Source organism: Rhizobium sp. 3T7 (assembly GCF_020166565.1).
In the GTDB taxonomy this organism is placed as follows: Bacteria; Pseudomonadota; Alphaproteobacteria; order Rhizobiales; family Rhizobiaceae; genus Rhizobium.
The window spans coordinates 1-14,722 of the sequence record NZ_JAIQXS010000019.1; the positions used below are offsets into that span (position 1 = coordinate 1).

Annotated in this window: 16 protein-coding genes; 10 read left to right on the plus strand and 6 right to left on the minus strand. The window is 59.6% G+C overall.

Annotated elements, in window-relative coordinates; genetic code table 11:
* Positions 1 to 100: 100 nt before the first annotated feature.
* Positions 101 to 799, minus strand: a complete 699-nt coding sequence (locus K9B32_RS22115) for a glutathione S-transferase N-terminal domain-containing protein (protein WP_224566024.1) — start codon at positions 797 to 799, stop codon at positions 101 to 103.
* 156 nt (positions 800 to 955) lie between these two features.
* Between K9B32_RS22115 and K9B32_RS22120 the strand changes: the two genes are divergently transcribed.
* Together K9B32_RS22120 and amn are read left to right on the plus strand one after the other, a co-directional pair.
* Positions 956 to 1,132 carry a hypothetical protein gene (locus tag K9B32_RS22120; RefSeq protein WP_007802964.1) on the plus strand — a complete coding sequence of 59 codons (177 nt, stop codon included), beginning with the start codon at positions 956 to 958 and terminating at the stop codon, positions 1,130 to 1,132.
* 94 nt (positions 1,133 to 1,226) lie between these two features.
* Positions 1,227 to 2,723: an AMP nucleosidase gene (gene amn, locus K9B32_RS22130; protein WP_224566026.1), complete on the plus strand. Its 1,497-nt coding sequence runs from the start codon at positions 1,227 to 1,229 to the stop codon at positions 2,721 to 2,723.
* A 9-nt stretch (positions 2,724 to 2,732) separates the two neighbouring features.
* On the opposite strand, the gene K9B32_RS22135 is transcribed toward amn, so the two are convergent.
* Complete coding sequence (locus K9B32_RS22135) at positions 2,733 to 2,957, minus strand: hypothetical protein (protein ID WP_224566028.1); 225 nt, start codon at positions 2,955 to 2,957, stop codon at positions 2,733 to 2,735.
* Between the two features lie 148 nt (positions 2,958 to 3,105).
* On the opposite strand from K9B32_RS22135, the gene K9B32_RS22140 reads away from it, so the two are divergent.
* Genes K9B32_RS22140 through K9B32_RS22155 form a run of 4 tightly spaced genes read left to right on the plus strand, consistent with a single transcriptional unit; the run spans position 3,106 to position 5,446 of the window.
* On the plus strand, positions 3,106 to 3,465 hold the full coding sequence (locus K9B32_RS22140; protein WP_224566030.1) for a YciI family protein: 360 nt from the start codon (positions 3,106 to 3,108) through the stop codon (positions 3,463 to 3,465).
* A gap of 10 nt (positions 3,466 to 3,475) precedes the next feature.
* Positions 3,476 to 3,835 carry a YciI family protein gene (locus K9B32_RS22145; RefSeq protein ID WP_007802956.1) on the plus strand — a complete coding sequence of 120 codons (360 nt, stop codon included), beginning with the start codon at positions 3,476 to 3,478 and terminating at the stop codon, positions 3,833 to 3,835.
* A 4-nt stretch (positions 3,836 to 3,839) separates the two neighbouring features.
* On the plus strand, positions 3,840 to 4,199 hold the full coding sequence (locus K9B32_RS22150; RefSeq protein WP_132591673.1) for a YciI family protein: 360 nt from the start codon (positions 3,840 to 3,842) through the stop codon (positions 4,197 to 4,199).
* A gap of 2 nt (positions 4,200 to 4,201) precedes the next feature.
* Entirely contained in the window at positions 4,202 to 5,446 is a 1,245-nt protein-coding gene (locus K9B32_RS22155; protein WP_224566032.1) for an RNA polymerase sigma factor, read from the plus strand.
* On the opposite strand, the gene K9B32_RS22160 is transcribed toward K9B32_RS22155, so the two are convergent.
* Positions 5,414 to 6,376 carry a lysylphosphatidylglycerol synthase domain-containing protein gene (locus tag K9B32_RS22160; protein WP_224566033.1) on the minus strand — a complete coding sequence of 321 codons (963 nt, stop codon included), beginning with the start codon at positions 6,374 to 6,376 and terminating at the stop codon, positions 5,414 to 5,416. The two genes, K9B32_RS22155 and K9B32_RS22160, sit on opposite strands and share 33 nt — an antisense overlap.
* Before the next feature lie 69 nt (positions 6,377 to 6,445).
* Between K9B32_RS22160 and K9B32_RS22165 the strand changes: the two genes are divergently transcribed.
* Together K9B32_RS22165 and K9B32_RS22170 are read left to right on the plus strand one after the other, a co-directional pair.
* A complete protein-coding gene (locus K9B32_RS22165) occupies positions 6,446 to 7,462 on the plus strand; it encodes a glycosyltransferase family 2 protein (protein WP_224566035.1) in 1,017 nt (338 codons plus the stop codon).
* Positions 7,455 to 8,951, plus strand: coding sequence for a glycosyltransferase family 39 protein (locus K9B32_RS22170; protein WP_224566037.1), 1,497 nt, complete (start codon positions 7,455 to 7,457; stop codon positions 8,949 to 8,951). Before K9B32_RS22165 ends, K9B32_RS22170 begins: the two co-directional genes overlap by 8 nt.
* A gap of 9 nt (positions 8,952 to 8,960) precedes the next feature.
* Here K9B32_RS22170 and K9B32_RS22175 read toward each other — a convergent pair whose 3' ends face one another.
* Positions 8,961 to 10,328 (minus strand): aspartate aminotransferase family protein, encoded by a 1,368-nt coding sequence (locus tag K9B32_RS22175; protein WP_224566039.1) that lies wholly within the window; start codon positions 10,326 to 10,328, stop codon positions 8,961 to 8,963.
* Positions 10,329 to 10,381: 53 nt separating this feature from the next.
* Here K9B32_RS22175 and K9B32_RS22180 point away from each other — a divergent pair, with 53 nt between their 5' ends.
* Entirely contained in the window at positions 10,382 to 11,764 is a 1,383-nt protein-coding gene (locus K9B32_RS22180) for a glutamine synthetase family protein (protein WP_411969736.1), read from the plus strand.
* A 99-nt stretch (positions 11,765 to 11,863) separates the two neighbouring features.
* On the opposite strand, the gene K9B32_RS22185 is transcribed toward K9B32_RS22180, so the two are convergent.
* On the minus strand, positions 11,864 to 12,808 hold the full coding sequence (locus K9B32_RS22185; RefSeq protein WP_224566043.1) for a diacylglycerol/lipid kinase family protein: 945 nt from the start codon (positions 12,806 to 12,808) through the stop codon (positions 11,864 to 11,866).
* 315 nt (positions 12,809 to 13,123) lie between these two features.
* Between K9B32_RS22185 and K9B32_RS22190 the strand changes: the two genes are divergently transcribed.
* Positions 13,124 to 14,344: an MFS transporter gene (locus tag K9B32_RS22190; protein ID WP_224566045.1), complete on the plus strand. Its 1,221-nt coding sequence runs from the start codon at positions 13,124 to 13,126 to the stop codon at positions 14,342 to 14,344.
* On the opposite strand, the gene K9B32_RS22195 is transcribed toward K9B32_RS22190, so the two are convergent.
* Positions 14,312 to 14,716, minus strand: coding sequence for a winged helix-turn-helix transcriptional regulator (locus K9B32_RS22195; RefSeq protein ID WP_224566047.1), 405 nt, complete (start codon positions 14,714 to 14,716; stop codon positions 14,312 to 14,314). The genes K9B32_RS22190 and K9B32_RS22195 overlap by 33 nt on opposite strands.
* Between the last annotated feature and the right edge of the window lie 6 nt (positions 14,717 to 14,722).

A 14,722-nucleotide genomic window follows, 5' to 3' on the forward strand; every position in this document is an offset into this window, starting at 1 on the left:
ACTTGAATGCCGTGCTGTGCTTGGACATGCAAAACCCCCGAAGTTGATGTCCAACTTTCGGGGGTCAGTTCATTCCGCGGGGCGCTTTCTATGTTAGGTGTCAGCGGGCGCGCTGATTGAAGAGGATTTTCTGTGCTTCCTTGTCCTCGGCAAGGTTGCTGCGTTCACGCTCTTCCGTGCCAATCGCCGTGCCACGGATCACGGCCGGACGCGCCATCATCGTCTCGAACCAGCGCTTCAGGTTGGGAAACTCGTTGAGGTCCTGCCCTTGCTTCTCGTACGGAATCACCCAGCCAATGCAGGCCATGTCGGCGATCGAATAGTCGCCGGCGAGATATTCGCGCTCCGCCAACCGCTTGTTCATCACGCCGTATAGGCGGTTTACTTCGTTGGTATAGCGATTGATGCCGTACTCGATCTTCTCCGGCGCATAGCCGCGGAAGTGATGCGCCTGGCCAGCCATCGGACCCAATCCACCCACCTGCCAGAAAAGCCACTCCTCGATCTGGATACGTGTGCGCTCCTTCGCCGAATAGAACTTCCCGAATTTGCGGCCGAGATACTGCAGAATGGCGCCCGATTCGAACACGGAGATCGGTTCACCGCCGGGACCATCTCGATCGATGATCGCGGGCATTCGGTTGTTCGGAGCGATCTTCAGGAACTCCGGCGCGAATTGTTCGCCCCGGCCGATATTGATGTACTTGACCTTGTAGGGAACGCCGAGTTCCTCGAGCATGATGCTGATCTTCCAGCCATTTGGCGTCGGCCAGTAATAAAGCTCAATCGGTGCCGTCATCAAAATCTCCTTTTGCGGGACTAAGGAGATAAGCAGCGCCCGCCGTGCTTCAAGCTGCCCGGCTTCCTGAACGCCTGATGAACCGTGATCTCAGCACTGGTTCAGCGACAACGTGGCAAAACTGTCTCAACGCTAAGGCGATACCGAGGCAAAGTCATGGATATGCTCATTTTGGCAAGACGTTTCACCATCATCACACTGTTTGCGGCAGTCTTCGCCGTCAGCTTCTCGGCTGCTGTCAGCCGCAATGCAGGCGGCGGCGCGCAGTCCCACTTCGGAGCCAATTACACGTGCTTCGACGCCAGCAGTCCATTCTGCCGAACAAGCCGCTGATCCGACCCATGGCGGTGTGTCGCCACACCCAAAAACTGAGCAATCCCCTCTGCCGCGTCGTTTGCTTGTTAAAAACAACACTCTATAATGGCGCATGAGCAAACGAATCTCTTCCCCTCTCGACATTTCGTCCCCCTCTCCTTTCGTTCCGCAAACCTTCGACGACCCGGTCAAGGCCGTCGACGTGCTGACGGAACTCTACGAGCGCAACACCACCTTCCTGATCGAAAGCTTCGCCAAGCTCGCCAAAGGCGCGCCGACAACATCGCGCTATCGTGCCTTTTATCCGCAGGTCAGCATCGAGACGACCAGTTACGGCCACATCGATACCCGACTGTCCTACGGCCACGTCACCGCGCCCGGAATCTACACGACGACGATCACGCGGCCGCAACTCTTCCGGCACTATCTGAAGCAGCAGCTTGGCCTGCTGATGAAAAATCACAACGTGCCCGTCATCGTCTCTGAATCGGCAACGCCAATTCCCCTGCACTTTGCTTTCGGAGAGGGCGCGCATGTCGAGGCATCCGCCGCGGCATTCATGGACATTCCGATGCGCGATCTGTTCGACACACCGGACCTGAACACGACGGACGACGAAATCGCCAACGGCGAATACATTCCGCCGCCGGGCGAACCTTCGCCGCTTGCTGCCTTTACGGCACAGCGCATCGACTATTCGCTTGCGCGACTTGCCCACTACACCGCGACCGGCGCCCAGCACTTCCAGAATTTCGTGCTATTTACGAACTACCAGTTCTACATCGACGAGTTCTGCACTTGGGCGCGCAAGCTGATGGCAGAAGGGGGCGAGGGCTATACGGCCTTCGTCGAGCCCGGCAACATCATCACGCATGCCGGCTCCAGTCAGCCCGAGACCGACGTTACGCTTGCACGCCTGCCACAGATGCCTGCCTACCATCTGAAAAAGAAGGGGCATGCCGGCATCACCATGATCAACATTGGAGTCGGTCCGTCCAACGCCAAGACGATTACCGACCACGTGGCAGTGCTTCGCCCGCATGCCTGGCTGATGCTCGGCCATTGCGCGGGCCTGCGCAATAGCCAGCGCCTGGGCGATTACGTCCTGGCACATGCCTATATGCGCGAAGACCATGTCCTGGATGACGATCTGCCCGTCTGGGTGCCCATTCCGGCGCTGGCGGAAGTCCAGGTCGCCCTTGAGGGGGCCGTTGCAGAGATCACGGGCTATGAGGGCTTCGAATTGAAGCGCATCATGCGCACCGGCACGGTCGGCACGATCGACAACCGGAACTGGGAGTTGCGCGACCAGCGCGGCCCGGTCAAGCGTCTGTCCCAGGCTCGCGCCATTGCGCTCGACATGGAATCGGCGACGATTGCGGCAAACGGCTTCCGTTTCCGCGTGCCCTACGGCACGCTGCTCTGCGTATCCGACAAACCGCTACATGGCGAATTGAAGCTGCCGGGTATGGCGACTGCCTTCTATAGGACGCAGGTCAACCAGCATCTGCAGATCGGGATCCGTGCGATCCAGAAGCTCGCCGCGATGCCACCCGAAGCGCTGCATTCGCGCAAGCTTAGAAGCTTCTTCGAAACGGCCTTTCAATAGGCCGTTTCGTTACTGACGTGTGGCGGCAACCGCATTGGTAGCGAGCTGACGCTCATAACGCTCACCGGCAGTATCAAGCACTAGGATAGTAACCGCCAGGAAGGTTGCGGCCGCAGCAAACCGGGTAATCACGGCCCCCGTCGTCGGCAGTTCCGCATCGGCCCGATGATGCTGCTTTTTCTGTTGGCGACCTGCGTGGATGCAGCCCGCCAGCACAATCTCGAAAAGACCCATCGTCGTCACTCCATGTTGTTGACGACACTTGGTCGAAACCAGCCTGCTTGTTTCGACGCAAACTTCCGTAAAAAGATTCTTTCGCATCCTGTCGAAATCGCCCTAGGCTGATCGTCCAATGATTATTGGCAGCCAGGGAGAGCGAACGATGAAATATCTCTGCCAGGTCTGGTTCGAGCCTGCGAAGCTTGAAGCCATGACCGATGAAGAGAAAAGGAATCTCGACAGGGCGTCCCTCACCTACGACGATGATCTGATCACCAGCGGGCATATGCTTGCCGCGCATGCGCTGCAATCACCGCAGAATGCCGTAACTGTCCGCGTCCGCAACGACGAGATGTCTGTGACTGATGGGCCTTACGCGGAAACGAAAGAGCAGCTGGGCGGCTTCATTCTGATCGACGCGAAAGATCTGAACGATGCCATTCGCGTAGCGGCCGGCATCCCACTTGCAAAGTTGGGATCAATCGAGGTTCGGCCGATCTACGATATTCCGGTCCACAATTGAGGGAGACGTTATGAAATATCTCTGCCAGATCTGGTTCGATACCGAGAGGAGCAAGCTCGTACCGCAGGAAGAGTGGGATGCGCTGACGCAAGAATGCATCGTAAGCGACGACCATTGGCGAGACCGCGGCGTCCTGCAAGCCGCGCTTGCCTTGCATGCACCCGAAACGGCCGTAACCCTGCGCCTCAAGCAAGGCGTCACGACGGCAACCGACGGCCCCTTCGCGGAAATCAAGGAACACCTCGGCGGCTTCGTGCTGATCGAAGCCGCGGATATGGAGGAAGCCAAGGCGATCGTCTCAACGTTGCCGATACTGAAGTACGCTGCGATCGAGATCCGCCCCGGCTATTCCATCAAAGACGGAAGGTGATGCCATGCGCTATGTTTGCCTGATCTACAATTCGGCTGATATCGACGGCCGTCAGACCGCGGCCGAAACCGAAGCCGTCGTTCGCGCGCATTTCAGCTTTGACGAAGACCTGCGCGATCGCGGTACGCTGGTCCATGCCGATGCTCTGGAAACGCCCGACAAGGCCGTTGTTTTGCGCGTGCGTAAGAACGAGATCAGCATGACGGACGGTCCTTATGTCGAGACGAAGGAGCATCTGGCTGGCGTCTATGTTATCGATGCCTCGGATATGGATGAGGCCACAGCAATCGCCGCTGGAATTCCCTGCGCACAAATTGGTGCTGTGGAGGTCCGCCCGGTGAGGATATTGACACTACCGGAGTGACCTTGGAACGTCTGATCGAGGATATCTACCGATCGCAATCTCGCCGGGTGCTAGCGACGCTCATCCGTCTCCTCGGCGACTTTGACAGGGCCGAGGAAGCCTTGCATGACGCGTTTGCGGCCGCTGCGCGCACATGGCCTCGCGATGGTGTTCCGGCAAACCCCTTCGGCTGGCTTGTTTCCGCCGGACGGTTTCGCGCGATCGACCATATCAGGCGCCGGTCCCGTTTCGATATGTCAGCAAAAGATATCGAGGAAAGTCTGTACGGATCTTTCGACGAAACGGAGATCGGCAACATGGATCTGATCGAAGACGACATGCTCCGCCTGATCTTCACGTGCTGCCACCCGGTGATACCGGCTGACGCGCAGATGGCGATGGCGCTCCGCGAGATATGTGGGCTTACGACCGAGGAGATCGCCCATGCGTTTCTCGTCCCCGCCCCCACCGTGGCGCAGCGTATCGTGCGGGCGAAGAACAAGATTCGCACGGCTAAAATTCCCTACGAGGTCCCGGAGCGTGGCGAACTGCCCGAGCGGCTCGACCGGGTGCTGCATGTCATCTATCTGGTTTTCAACGAGGGCTACTCCGCTTCGTCCGGCGACGAAGTTGTCCGAGCCGACCTGACCTTGGAAGCCATCCGCCTCACACGGCTGCTGGCGCGTCTCTTACCGCATCCCGATGTCTCGGGATTACTTGCCCTTCTGCTGATTCAGGATTCGCGTCGCGCCGCCAGGCGAGGCTCGGAGGGAACCCTCATTCTCCTGGCCGATCAGGATCGCAAGCTTTGGGACCGGGAAAAGATTCGCGAGGGTCTCGCACGCCTCGAGGGCGCGATGCGGAATGGCGAGGTTGGCGTCTACACGCTGCAGGCGGCCATCGCCGCAGAGCACGCGCAAGCCGAAACGCCTGAAAAAACAGACTGGCGGCGCATCGTCAACTACTACGATCTCTTGCTATCAGCTCAGTCGTCGCCGATTGCCGAACTCAACAGGGCAGTCGCAGTGGCGATGGTGGAGGGAGCCGAAAGAGGTTTGCAACTCGTTGACGCGATCCTGCAGGCAGGAGAGCTGGAGAGTTACCACCTGGCGCATTCGGCCCGCGCCGATTTTCTAAGGCAGCTGGGACGGAGAGCGGATGCGATTGCTGCATACGAGGCAGCCCTGAGGCTATGTCAGCAAGCGCCTGAGCGGGCATTCCTGAAGAAGCGAATCTCAGAGCTTTCGGTTGCGACCGAGCGGCAGTGATATTGCCGTCCCTGTCAGGGCCGAAACGATGATCAGCAGATGTGCATTGATGCTTGCCTGTGCCAAGGCAGCGAGCGCCGTCTTTTCACTGGACGCACCAAGAGCGATGGCACCGGCGGTTATCCCGGCAGGATAAGTGCCGACACCACCGGGCGCATGCACCGGAAGCACCGACGAAAGCTCGCCGCCAAGCGCGCCGCCGAAGCTTGCAGCCATCGGCAAAACACCCATGAGATTGAGGGCCCAAGCAAGTACCAACACCTTGACGAGCCAGTTGATAACGGTCATCGCCCAGGCGCGCGTGAAAGCCGCGGCATCAACCGGGAGCCCCCTCTCGATTTCAACCACGAGCTTCTGCGCCTTCGCCGGTAGAATCCTGCTCGTAAACCGCAACAAGGGTTGCCTGAGTGCAAAAGCGGCCACTGGAAGCGCCAGGAGGGCGGTCCAAACAAGCCACGCAATGATCCGGTGCGGTGATGCAATTGCAAAGCCTATGCCGGCGGCAGCCAGCAGGGCGTGCAGGTCAAGCAAACGCATCACGAAAAGCGCAGACGTGCCCCGCGCCAGCGGGATACCGAACTCGGTGCGCATCAAGACCGGAAAGCTGGTCTCTCCGGTCCGAAACGGCAGCATGATGTTCAGGAGGTTGTGGATCTGCGTAACGCGGAAGAGCATTTTGAAGCGACCGGCCGTCTCACGCGGGAAGTAGTCATAGATGCGCCAGGTCCTGAGGAAGTAGGTGCTGGTGAGCAAAATCAGGGCGCTGACAACCGAGATTGTACCCACTTCAGCCCATTGTCCGAGAATGACCGACCAACCCCAGAACCACTGGATGAAAAGCGCATAAGCGGCCACGATTGCGATCGTCAGCAGCGTCATTCGATGGCGGATAAACCAGGATTGTCGGCTGGCAACAACCGGAAACTTCATATAGTAGGCTTTCCTGACTATTGCGGCTGAAGCCGCCTGCGCCCGTGCGCCTTGTAGGAGAAATCAAACGTGCAGACAACGGTAGACTCGCGTCAAGGCCTCGTGGAAGCGATGCGGCCGGTCGAATTGTCGCTGGTTGTGCCTGTCTTTAACGAGGAAGAGAGCGTCGGCCCGCTTATCGATCGCATCTGCTTGGCCATGACAGGTTATCCCGATCACTGGGAGCTGATCCTGATTGACGACGGCAGCACGGATGCGACACTAACAAATGCGCGCAAGAATATCGGCCGCGAGGGGCTTGTCCTGCGGATTGTCGAGCTGCAGCGCAACTTCGGCCAGACCGCCGCAATGCAGGCCGGCATCGACGCCGCGACAGGGCGGTTGATCGCCACCATGGACGGCGACCTGCAAAACGATCCGAAGGACATTCCGTCCATGGTCGCTGAACTCGAGCGCCGCCAACTGGATCTGCTCGTCGGCTGGCGCAGGAACCGGCAGGACGGCCTGCTGCTGCGCAAGATCCCGTCATGGTGCGCCAACTACCTGATCGGGCGCATTACCGGTGTGAAACTGCACGACTATGGCTGCAGCCTGAAAATCTACCGTGCCTCGATCATCAAGCAAGTGAAGCTGATGGGCGAAATGCACCGCTTCATCCCCGCCTGGGTTGCCGGCGTCGTGCCGAGCTCGCGTATCGGCGAGATGGTCGTGACCCACCATGCCCGTCAGCACGGACAGTCCAAGTACGGCATCTCGCGCACCTTCCGCGTTATCCTCGACCTGCTCTCTGTCATGTTCTTCATGCGCTACAAGGCACGGCCGGGCCACTTCTTCGGCTCGCTGGGCCTCGGCCTCGGTGCGATCTCCGCGCTGATCATGCTGTATCTGTTCGTCGACAAATTCATCCTGGGCAACGATATCGGCACCCGCCCGATGCTGATGGTCGGCGTCGTCTTCATGCTTTCATCGGTCCAACTGATCACGACAGGTATTCTCGCAGAGATGATCGCCCGCACCTACTATCGCGACGACACCTCACCGAACTACATCGTCCGCCAAGTCTTCGATGGAAGCGAGAATGCGTAATCTGCTGGTTCGGAAGCCGGATACCGTTGTCCTTCTGCTGGCGGCATATTTCGTTGTCAGCTTCATCGTCCGTCTGCTGGTGCCAAACGGCCTGCGAGTAGATGAATCCCAGCAGGCGTTCTTCTCGCAGTGGCTCGTTGCCGGCTACGACACTCAGCCGCCGCTCTATAATTGGTTCCAGGCCATGGTCGTGTCCGTCCTCGGACTGTCGATCGCAACGATTGCCGCAGCCAAGAACCTGGTCCTGTTTCTTCTTTTCCTGAGCTACTACAAGCTCGCAAAACTCGTACTCGATGACCGGTTGTTCGCCGCCATCGCGACGCTTTCGCTGTTCGTGATTCCGCAGGTTTTCTGGCAGGCACAAAGGGACCTGACCCATACGGTCGCCCAGATGCTGATGATCAACCTGCTTCTCTACAGCATCGTCAAAACGCTGAAGGCGCCGTCGCTGCTCTCCTACGTGATGATCGGCGTGACGCTTGGCCTCGGCATGCTGACGAAGTACAACTTCACCCTCGTTGTTTCCGCCGCACTGGTTGCGGTGTTCCTGCATCCGGACGGACTGAAGCGGCTGTTCGACCTGCGTTTTCTGTTGGCGCTGGCTATTGCGGTCCTCATCTTCCTACCGCATGGCCTTTGGCTGCTCGACAATCTAGGCTTGGCCGCAACTCGCACCCTAAATACCATGGCGCAAGAAGCGCCCACCGGCACACTCGCTAAGCTGATCAAGGGGCCGACAGAGTTCTTCGGGCAGGTCCTCGTGATCATGGCGCCGCTCGTTGCGGTATACGCGATCATCTTCGGCAAGAAATTTCTCCACAGTCTGCGACCGACGACCGTTTGGGCTCACTTTTTCGACACCATCTTCCTGGTGATTGGACTGCAGGTTCTGTTGCTGGTTTTCGCCATCGGCATAACGTCCATGCGTGACCGGTGGGTGCTGCCCCTCCTATTCCTGATGCCGATCGCATTTTGCCTGAAGATGCAGGCGCGCGGGATTCGAGCCGAGGATTTCGCGAAGCGCTTCTTTGTCGCGCCGCTTGCAGTGATGATCGTGGTGCCGTCGCTGGTTTTCGTGCGCGCGAATGTCCCGACGCTTTTCGGCCGACCGGAGGCCTACAATGCGCCTTACGAGGAGTTCGTCAGCAGGATTCTTGCCGAGGAAGGCAAGCGCCCCGGGCTCGTGTTAACCGATGGCTGGGCCGCATCCGGCAACCTGCGTCTGCAACTACCCGACGTCCCAACGCTATGCACGTTTTTCGGCAATCTGGAGGTCGACCATGAGTGGACGGCCGAGAAGCCAATCCTAGCCGTCTGGCTCACCTCCAAGGAGGGGACGGCTTTGCAGCCGGAATTGGATGCATGGGTACAGAGAAATCTCGGCCCGCAATACTCGGCTGTGGCGGTGAAGCACATGAGTGTCGGCTATGTTCACGGACGACCGGAAGACCAGCGCCTCTTCGGCTACGCTTGGATCTATCCACGCTGACTGCAGCACCTACCTTCTCAGTTCTTGCCAAGCGGCATCAAGCGCGATCTTCGTAATACGCGCCATCTCATCCACCTCCTCGTGCCTAATAACAAGAGGCGGTGAAGCCAGCATCCGGTCTCCCGTGGCGCGCAGAACAAGTCCGTTTGCGAGAGCATTATTGCGCACCAGCGCGCCGACCGCATCCGGCTTTTCGAAGCGCATGCGGCTTGTCTTGTCAGCAGTCAATTGAAGCGCGCCCATGAGGCCGACGCTCACTGCCTCGCCAACGAGATCGTGCTCACCAAGAGCGCCCCAGACCGTGCCAAAGTACGGACCGATGTCGTCACGAACGCGTTCGACGAGCCTTTCGTCCTCGATGATGCGGAGATTTTCGAGCGCTGCGGCGGCGCAAACGGGGTGACCGGAGTAGGTGAAGCCATGGTTGAAGTCCCCGACCTCGTTGATCAGAACGTCAGCGATGCGGTCGCTGACGAGCACGCCACCGATCGGGAGATAACCCGAGGAAAGTCCCTTGGCGATCGGTGCCAAGTCAGGTTCGACGCCGAAATACTGATGGCCGAACCATTCCCCTAGACGGCCGAAGCCGCAAATCACCTCATCGCAGACAAGGAGGATGTTGCGTGACTTGCAAATGCGGGCGATCTCCGGCCAGTAGGTTTCGGGCGGGATGATGACACCTGCGGCACCCTGAATCGGCTCAGCCACGAACGCCGCGACATTCTCTTCGCCGAGTTCGTCGATCTTCGCCTCCAGCTCACGCGCGACCTTCAGGCCGAACTCGGCCAGAGACAGCTCGCCGCCCTCGCCGTACCAGTACGGTTGTCCGATGTGTGCAATTCCCGGTATCGGCAGGTCGCCCTGCTCATGCATATACTTCATACCACCGAGGCTGGCGCCGGCAACCGTAGAGCCGTGGTAACCGTTCTTCCGGGCGATCACGATCTTCTTCGAAGGCTTGCCGACCGCGCTCCAGTAGACGCGTGCCATACGAAACCATGTGTCGTTCGCCTCGGAGCCTGAGCCGGTGAAAAAGACATGGTTGAAGTCAGGCCCGGCGCGGGATGTGACCTTCTCGGCCAGCAGTGTGGTTGGTGTCGTCGTGGTGCCGAAGAAGGTGTTGTAATATGGCAGCTCATTCATCTGCCGGGCGACGGCGTCGGTGATCTCCCTGCGCCCATAGCCAACGTTGACGCACCACAGTCCTGCAAAGCCATCCAGATAGCGCTTGCCTTGGCCGTCCCAGATATAAACGCCCTCGCCGCGCTGAATGATGCGCGTGCCGTCAGCATTCAGCTTTCCCATGTCGGAGAACGGATGCAGGTGATGTGCCGCGTCGATAGCGGCGAGATTGGAGCGCGCGTAAGTATCGGACATGATTTGCAAAACACCTTCGGAGATTGAAAGCCTCTTCCCAATGGGCTACGACCTTGGCCTTCTCCGCGGGGATTTTCAAGATCATGATAGACGACAAGATTCATGGCACGACAGTGGCTGGCGACCCACGCATCGAGCTCCTGCTCGTTGGCATGAATGGCGACCTGCGCGGGAAGCAGATTCCACTCGATGCCCAGAAGAAGATCTGGGCCGGCGAAGTGCGTCTGCCGTCGTCGACGCAGTCGCTCGATATATGGGGCGACGACAACGACGACATTACCGGCCTCTCGCTTTCCGTAGGCGATCCGGATGGCAATTGCATTCCCGACGAGCGCAGCTTAGTTCCGATGCCATGGGCGCCCCAGGGTTCGATGCAGGTGCTTGCTACTATGCACGAGTTCGACGGCACGCCGAGCTTCATGGATCCCCGCGCTATCCTTGCATCCGTGCTGAAGCGATATGAAGCGCGCGGTCTGACGCCAGTCGTCGCGACCGAACTCGAATTCTACGTCGTCGAACCGGATTGGCGCGAGACCGGCCGGCCTTCGCCGCCTCTCAATCTCACGTATCGCGGCGAGCCGAACGGCTTCCAGCTCTACGACATGAGCGCCGTCGATGCGCTCGACGACTATCTGCAAACCGTACGCTCCTACGCCAAGGCGCAAGGGTTGCCGGCGGATGCGACAACGGCGGAATTCGGCCCTGGACAGTTCGAGATCAATTTGCTGCATCGCCCTGACGCCCTCGCCACCGCCGACGACTGCATCTATCTCAAGCGTATTGTGGAGCAGGCTGCGCGCAAGCACGGGTTAAAGTCAACCTGCATGGCCAAGCCCTACTCCGATCATGCCGGTTCGGGCCTTCACGTACACGCCAGCGTCATCGACGAGGATGGAAACAATATTCTCGATGCAAAAGGCGACGAACCGCGAAAGCTGAAATCCGTCTGCGCCGGCCTGCTTCAAACGATGCGGGATGCGCAACTCGTCTTCGCGCCGTTCGCCAACTCCTATCGTCGCTTCCAGCCCGGCTCGTTCGCCCCTGTCGATCTGACCTGGGGCTACGGTCACCGTGGCACAGCTGTCCGCATACCCGATCTGAATGGCCCGGCCGCTCGCATTGAACACCGCGTGGCCGGAGCCGACGCAAACCCCTATCTGCTGCTTGCTGCCATTCTGGGCGGCATGCTGCTTGGCATCGATTCCGAGCTCGATCCTGGCGAGGAGACGACACCGTCGCACGCGCCTGCGCATACGACGCAACTGACCCACGACTTCCTGACAGCCGTCGAAACTTTCAGGGCCTCGCCGTTCATCGCCGACATATTCGGGGACCGCTACCAAAAGCTCTACGGAGACACCAAGCGCAAGGAGGCCATCACCTACCTGCGCACGGTCTCTGACTTCGACTATCGCACCTACCTGCCGCGCCTGTAGTTGACGTCTTAATGCTCGACGATCATCAGACCTGGAAGCGCAGCGATCAGGCTGTCGCGCGTCCAGTGCCTGGCCTGGAAATCCCGCGACGTGGAGTTGCTAGGGAGCGACTTCGCGCCGCTCGGCTTCGTTGATCTGCGCTGCAAGTCCTTGCTGGACCAATACCTTGAGTTCGCCGGGATGCAATTTCAACGCAACGTCACGCTCCAGAGGACGCAGCTCGCCATCCATCACGCAATTCGCCTTCGAATGCAGCTTCGGAAAGTGCAAATGCACTTGCGCCGGATGCATGATCATCACGTCCGCATTCTCCCTCACCTTGCCTCTCAAGAGGTCGATCGCCAGGCGTGCGACCCCGAGCGGTTTCAGCGGCTTAGCGGTATAGAAGCCTAGTTCGCCGCTGGTGAGGCTGTCTGCATAAAGCAAGGCATTCTGGCCGAAAGGGTTGTTCGAAACCGAGACCGCGGAAACGCGGCGGCGCTCGTAAACGCCCGCGGCTTCAAAGTCGACCTCGAATTCGGGCGGATTGAGCACGACACCGAAGGCGGCACGCGCGCTTGCTCCCAGCTTTCCGAGACGCGAGCGGTACGTGTAGGAATTTCGATAGCGCACCATGCGCGCATGAAGCCCGGCTGAGAATTGATGAATGAACGGCCGGCCGTTGGCGCTGGCAATATCGACGTGATCGACTTCACCAAAGGCGAGTGTCTCAAGGGCCTGCCAGATATCGAGGGGAACACGCAAGGAACGGGCGAAAAGGTTCATCGTTCCGGCCGGCACCACGCCAAGTGCCACACCGTTTTTCCAGGCTATGGACGCAGCCGCCGAGATCGTCCCGTCGCCGCCGCCGGCGACGATGCCATCGATGTCGTCACGGCGGGCCGCCCGCTCCATGGCGGGCACGATCTCCTTACCGGAGAAGACGATTGCATTGAAATCATGGCCTGCCTCCCTGAAGACCGTTTCGGCCCGGCTTTCATAGGCCTCCATATCGGTGGTCCTGAACGTCCCGCCATCTCGATTGAAAAAACCGATAAGTTTCATAGGGTTCCTGTTATCCGCAGCGAGAGGCGACGGCCTTTCCCGCGCTGCTAAGAGATGGTTCTTACACCAGCGATTTCAAGCTGAAGCGCGCTTCGCGGACTTCAGGATCCGGGACAGAACCGCCAAATTTGCAAGGGACGTATGCATATCGGGGAACGCTGCACTGCAGAAAACGCACTCGACGCCCCGCAGCCAATCGTCGATAGATGAGACAATGGAGGATACCTCCATTTCCCTTCATCTCCGGTTTACCGGTCACGGCTGCGCATGCACCCTCGTCCCGTACGTCACGCATCGAATGCCAAGGAGTGCCTCTTGAGTCAGGTCGCCGTAAACGATTCCATTGACACGAGCTCTGTGGCCGAAGCCCCATCGCCGACGGCGATCGCACTCGTGCAGGTGGCGCTTGCCTGCGGTGGCTTTGGCATCGGCACCGGCGAATTCGCGATCATGGGCCTGCTGCCTAACGTGGCCGACACCTTTTCTGTGACGACGCCGCAGGCAGGCTACGTGATCAGCGCCTATGCACTCGGCGTTGTCGTTGGCGCCCCGATCATCGCGGTACTTGCCGCAAAGATGGCGCGTCGCTCGCTGCTGCTGCTCGTCATGGGCATCTTTGCAATCGGCAACATCTTGAGCGCGATGGCCCCAACCTTCGAGAGCTTCACGGTGATGCGCTTCATAACGGGCCTGCCGCATGGTGCCTACTTCGGGGTCGCCGCGATCGTCGCTGCATCCATGGTGCCAATGCACAAACGCGCCCGCGCTGTCGGCCGCGTCATGCTCGGGCTGACGGTTGCGACCCTGCTCGGGACGCCGCTCGCCACTGTGTTCGGGCAGTCGCTCAACTGGCGCCTTGCCTTCACGATCGTCGGCATCGTCGGCCTTCTGACGGTTGCTCTGATCTGGCGCTACGTGCCCCGCGACCGGGTTGCGGCGGGTGCAAGCTTCAAGCGGGAACTCGGGGCATTCAAGCGTCCTCAGGTCCTGTTGACGCTCGCCACGGCATCCGTCGGGTTCGGCGGGATGTTTGCCATGTTCAGCTACATCGCGCCGACCACAACGCAGGTCGCGATGCTGCCGGAGAGCATGGTCGCCGTGATGCTGATCATCTTCGGCATCGGCATGAATGTCGGCAACGTCGTCGGCTCCTGGCTCGCCGACAAGTCGCTGATGGGAACGATCGGCGGCAGCCTAGTGTTCAACATCGTCGTGCTGACGCTGTTCTCCCTGACGGCGGCCAATCCCTTCATGCTGGCGCTTTGCGTATTCTGCATCGGGTGCGGCTTTGCCGCAGGTCCCGCCGTCCAAACCCGGCTCATGGATGTCGCCGCGGATGCGCAGACGCTTGCTGCGGCTTCGCACCACTCCGCGTTCAACATCGCAAATGCGCTTGGTGCCTGGCTCGGCGGCCTGGTCATCGCACAGGGTTACGGCTTCGCGGCCACCGGCTATGTCGGCGCGATCCTGTCGTTTATCGGTGTCTTTGTGTTCGCCGCGTCTCTAAGCCTCGACCGCCGCGGCCGGGGCGCTTGACACAGCCGAAACGTCGCGAAGGTAGCGGCCTTCCGGCAGGCAGAAGACGTTTTCCTCACCCCAGGCGGCAAGCGCCTTGATGACCGGTTTCAGCGTTTCGCCAAGGGGCGTCAACGCATAGTCGACGCGCGGCGGCACGACAGGAAAGACCGTCCGCGAGACGAGACCCGATTCCTCAAGTTCACGCAGCTGCTTCGTCAGCATCCGCTGGGTCACCGAGGGTAGCTTGCGACGCAGTTCGTTGAACCGCAACGTCCCCCCCATCAGATGAAACAGGATCACGCCCTTCCATTTGCCGTCCAGAAAACTCAATGTCGCTTCGACGGGGCAACCTGGAAAGTTGCGGGTCAGCTTGGCGCGGGGAAGCGACATTTGACG

Coding starts and splice junctions, on each gene's coding strand:
- K9B32_RS22115 (WP_224566024.1), bottom strand. CDS start 799: ATGACGGCACCGATTGAGCTTTATTACTGGCCGACGCCAAATGGCTGG.
- K9B32_RS22120 (WP_007802964.1), top strand. CDS start 956: ATGGATATGCTCATTTTGGCAAGACGTTTCACCATCATCACACTGTTT.
- amn (WP_224566026.1), top strand. CDS start 1,227: ATGAGCAAACGAATCTCTTCCCCTCTCGACATTTCGTCCCCCTCTCCT.
- K9B32_RS22135 (WP_224566028.1), bottom strand. CDS start 2,957: ATGGGTCTTTTCGAGATTGTGCTGGCGGGCTGCATCCACGCAGGTCGC.
- K9B32_RS22140 (WP_224566030.1), top strand. CDS start 3,106: ATGAAATATCTCTGCCAGGTCTGGTTCGAGCCTGCGAAGCTTGAAGCC.
- K9B32_RS22145 (WP_007802956.1), top strand. CDS start 3,476: ATGAAATATCTCTGCCAGATCTGGTTCGATACCGAGAGGAGCAAGCTC.
- K9B32_RS22150 (WP_132591673.1), top strand. CDS start 3,840: ATGCGCTATGTTTGCCTGATCTACAATTCGGCTGATATCGACGGCCGT.
- K9B32_RS22160 (WP_224566033.1), bottom strand. CDS start 6,376: ATGAAGTTTCCGGTTGTTGCCAGCCGACAATCCTGGTTTATCCGCCAT.
- K9B32_RS22170 (WP_224566037.1), top strand. CDS start 7,455: ATGCGTAATCTGCTGGTTCGGAAGCCGGATACCGTTGTCCTTCTGCTG.
- K9B32_RS22175 (WP_224566039.1), bottom strand. CDS start 10,328: ATGTCCGATACTTACGCGCGCTCCAATCTCGCCGCTATCGACGCGGCA.
- K9B32_RS22185 (WP_224566043.1), bottom strand. CDS start 12,808: ATGAAACTTATCGGTTTTTTCAATCGAGATGGCGGGACGTTCAGGACC.
- K9B32_RS22195 (WP_224566047.1), bottom strand. CDS start 14,716: ATGTCGCTTCCCCGCGCCAAGCTGACCCGCAACTTTCCAGGTTGCCCC.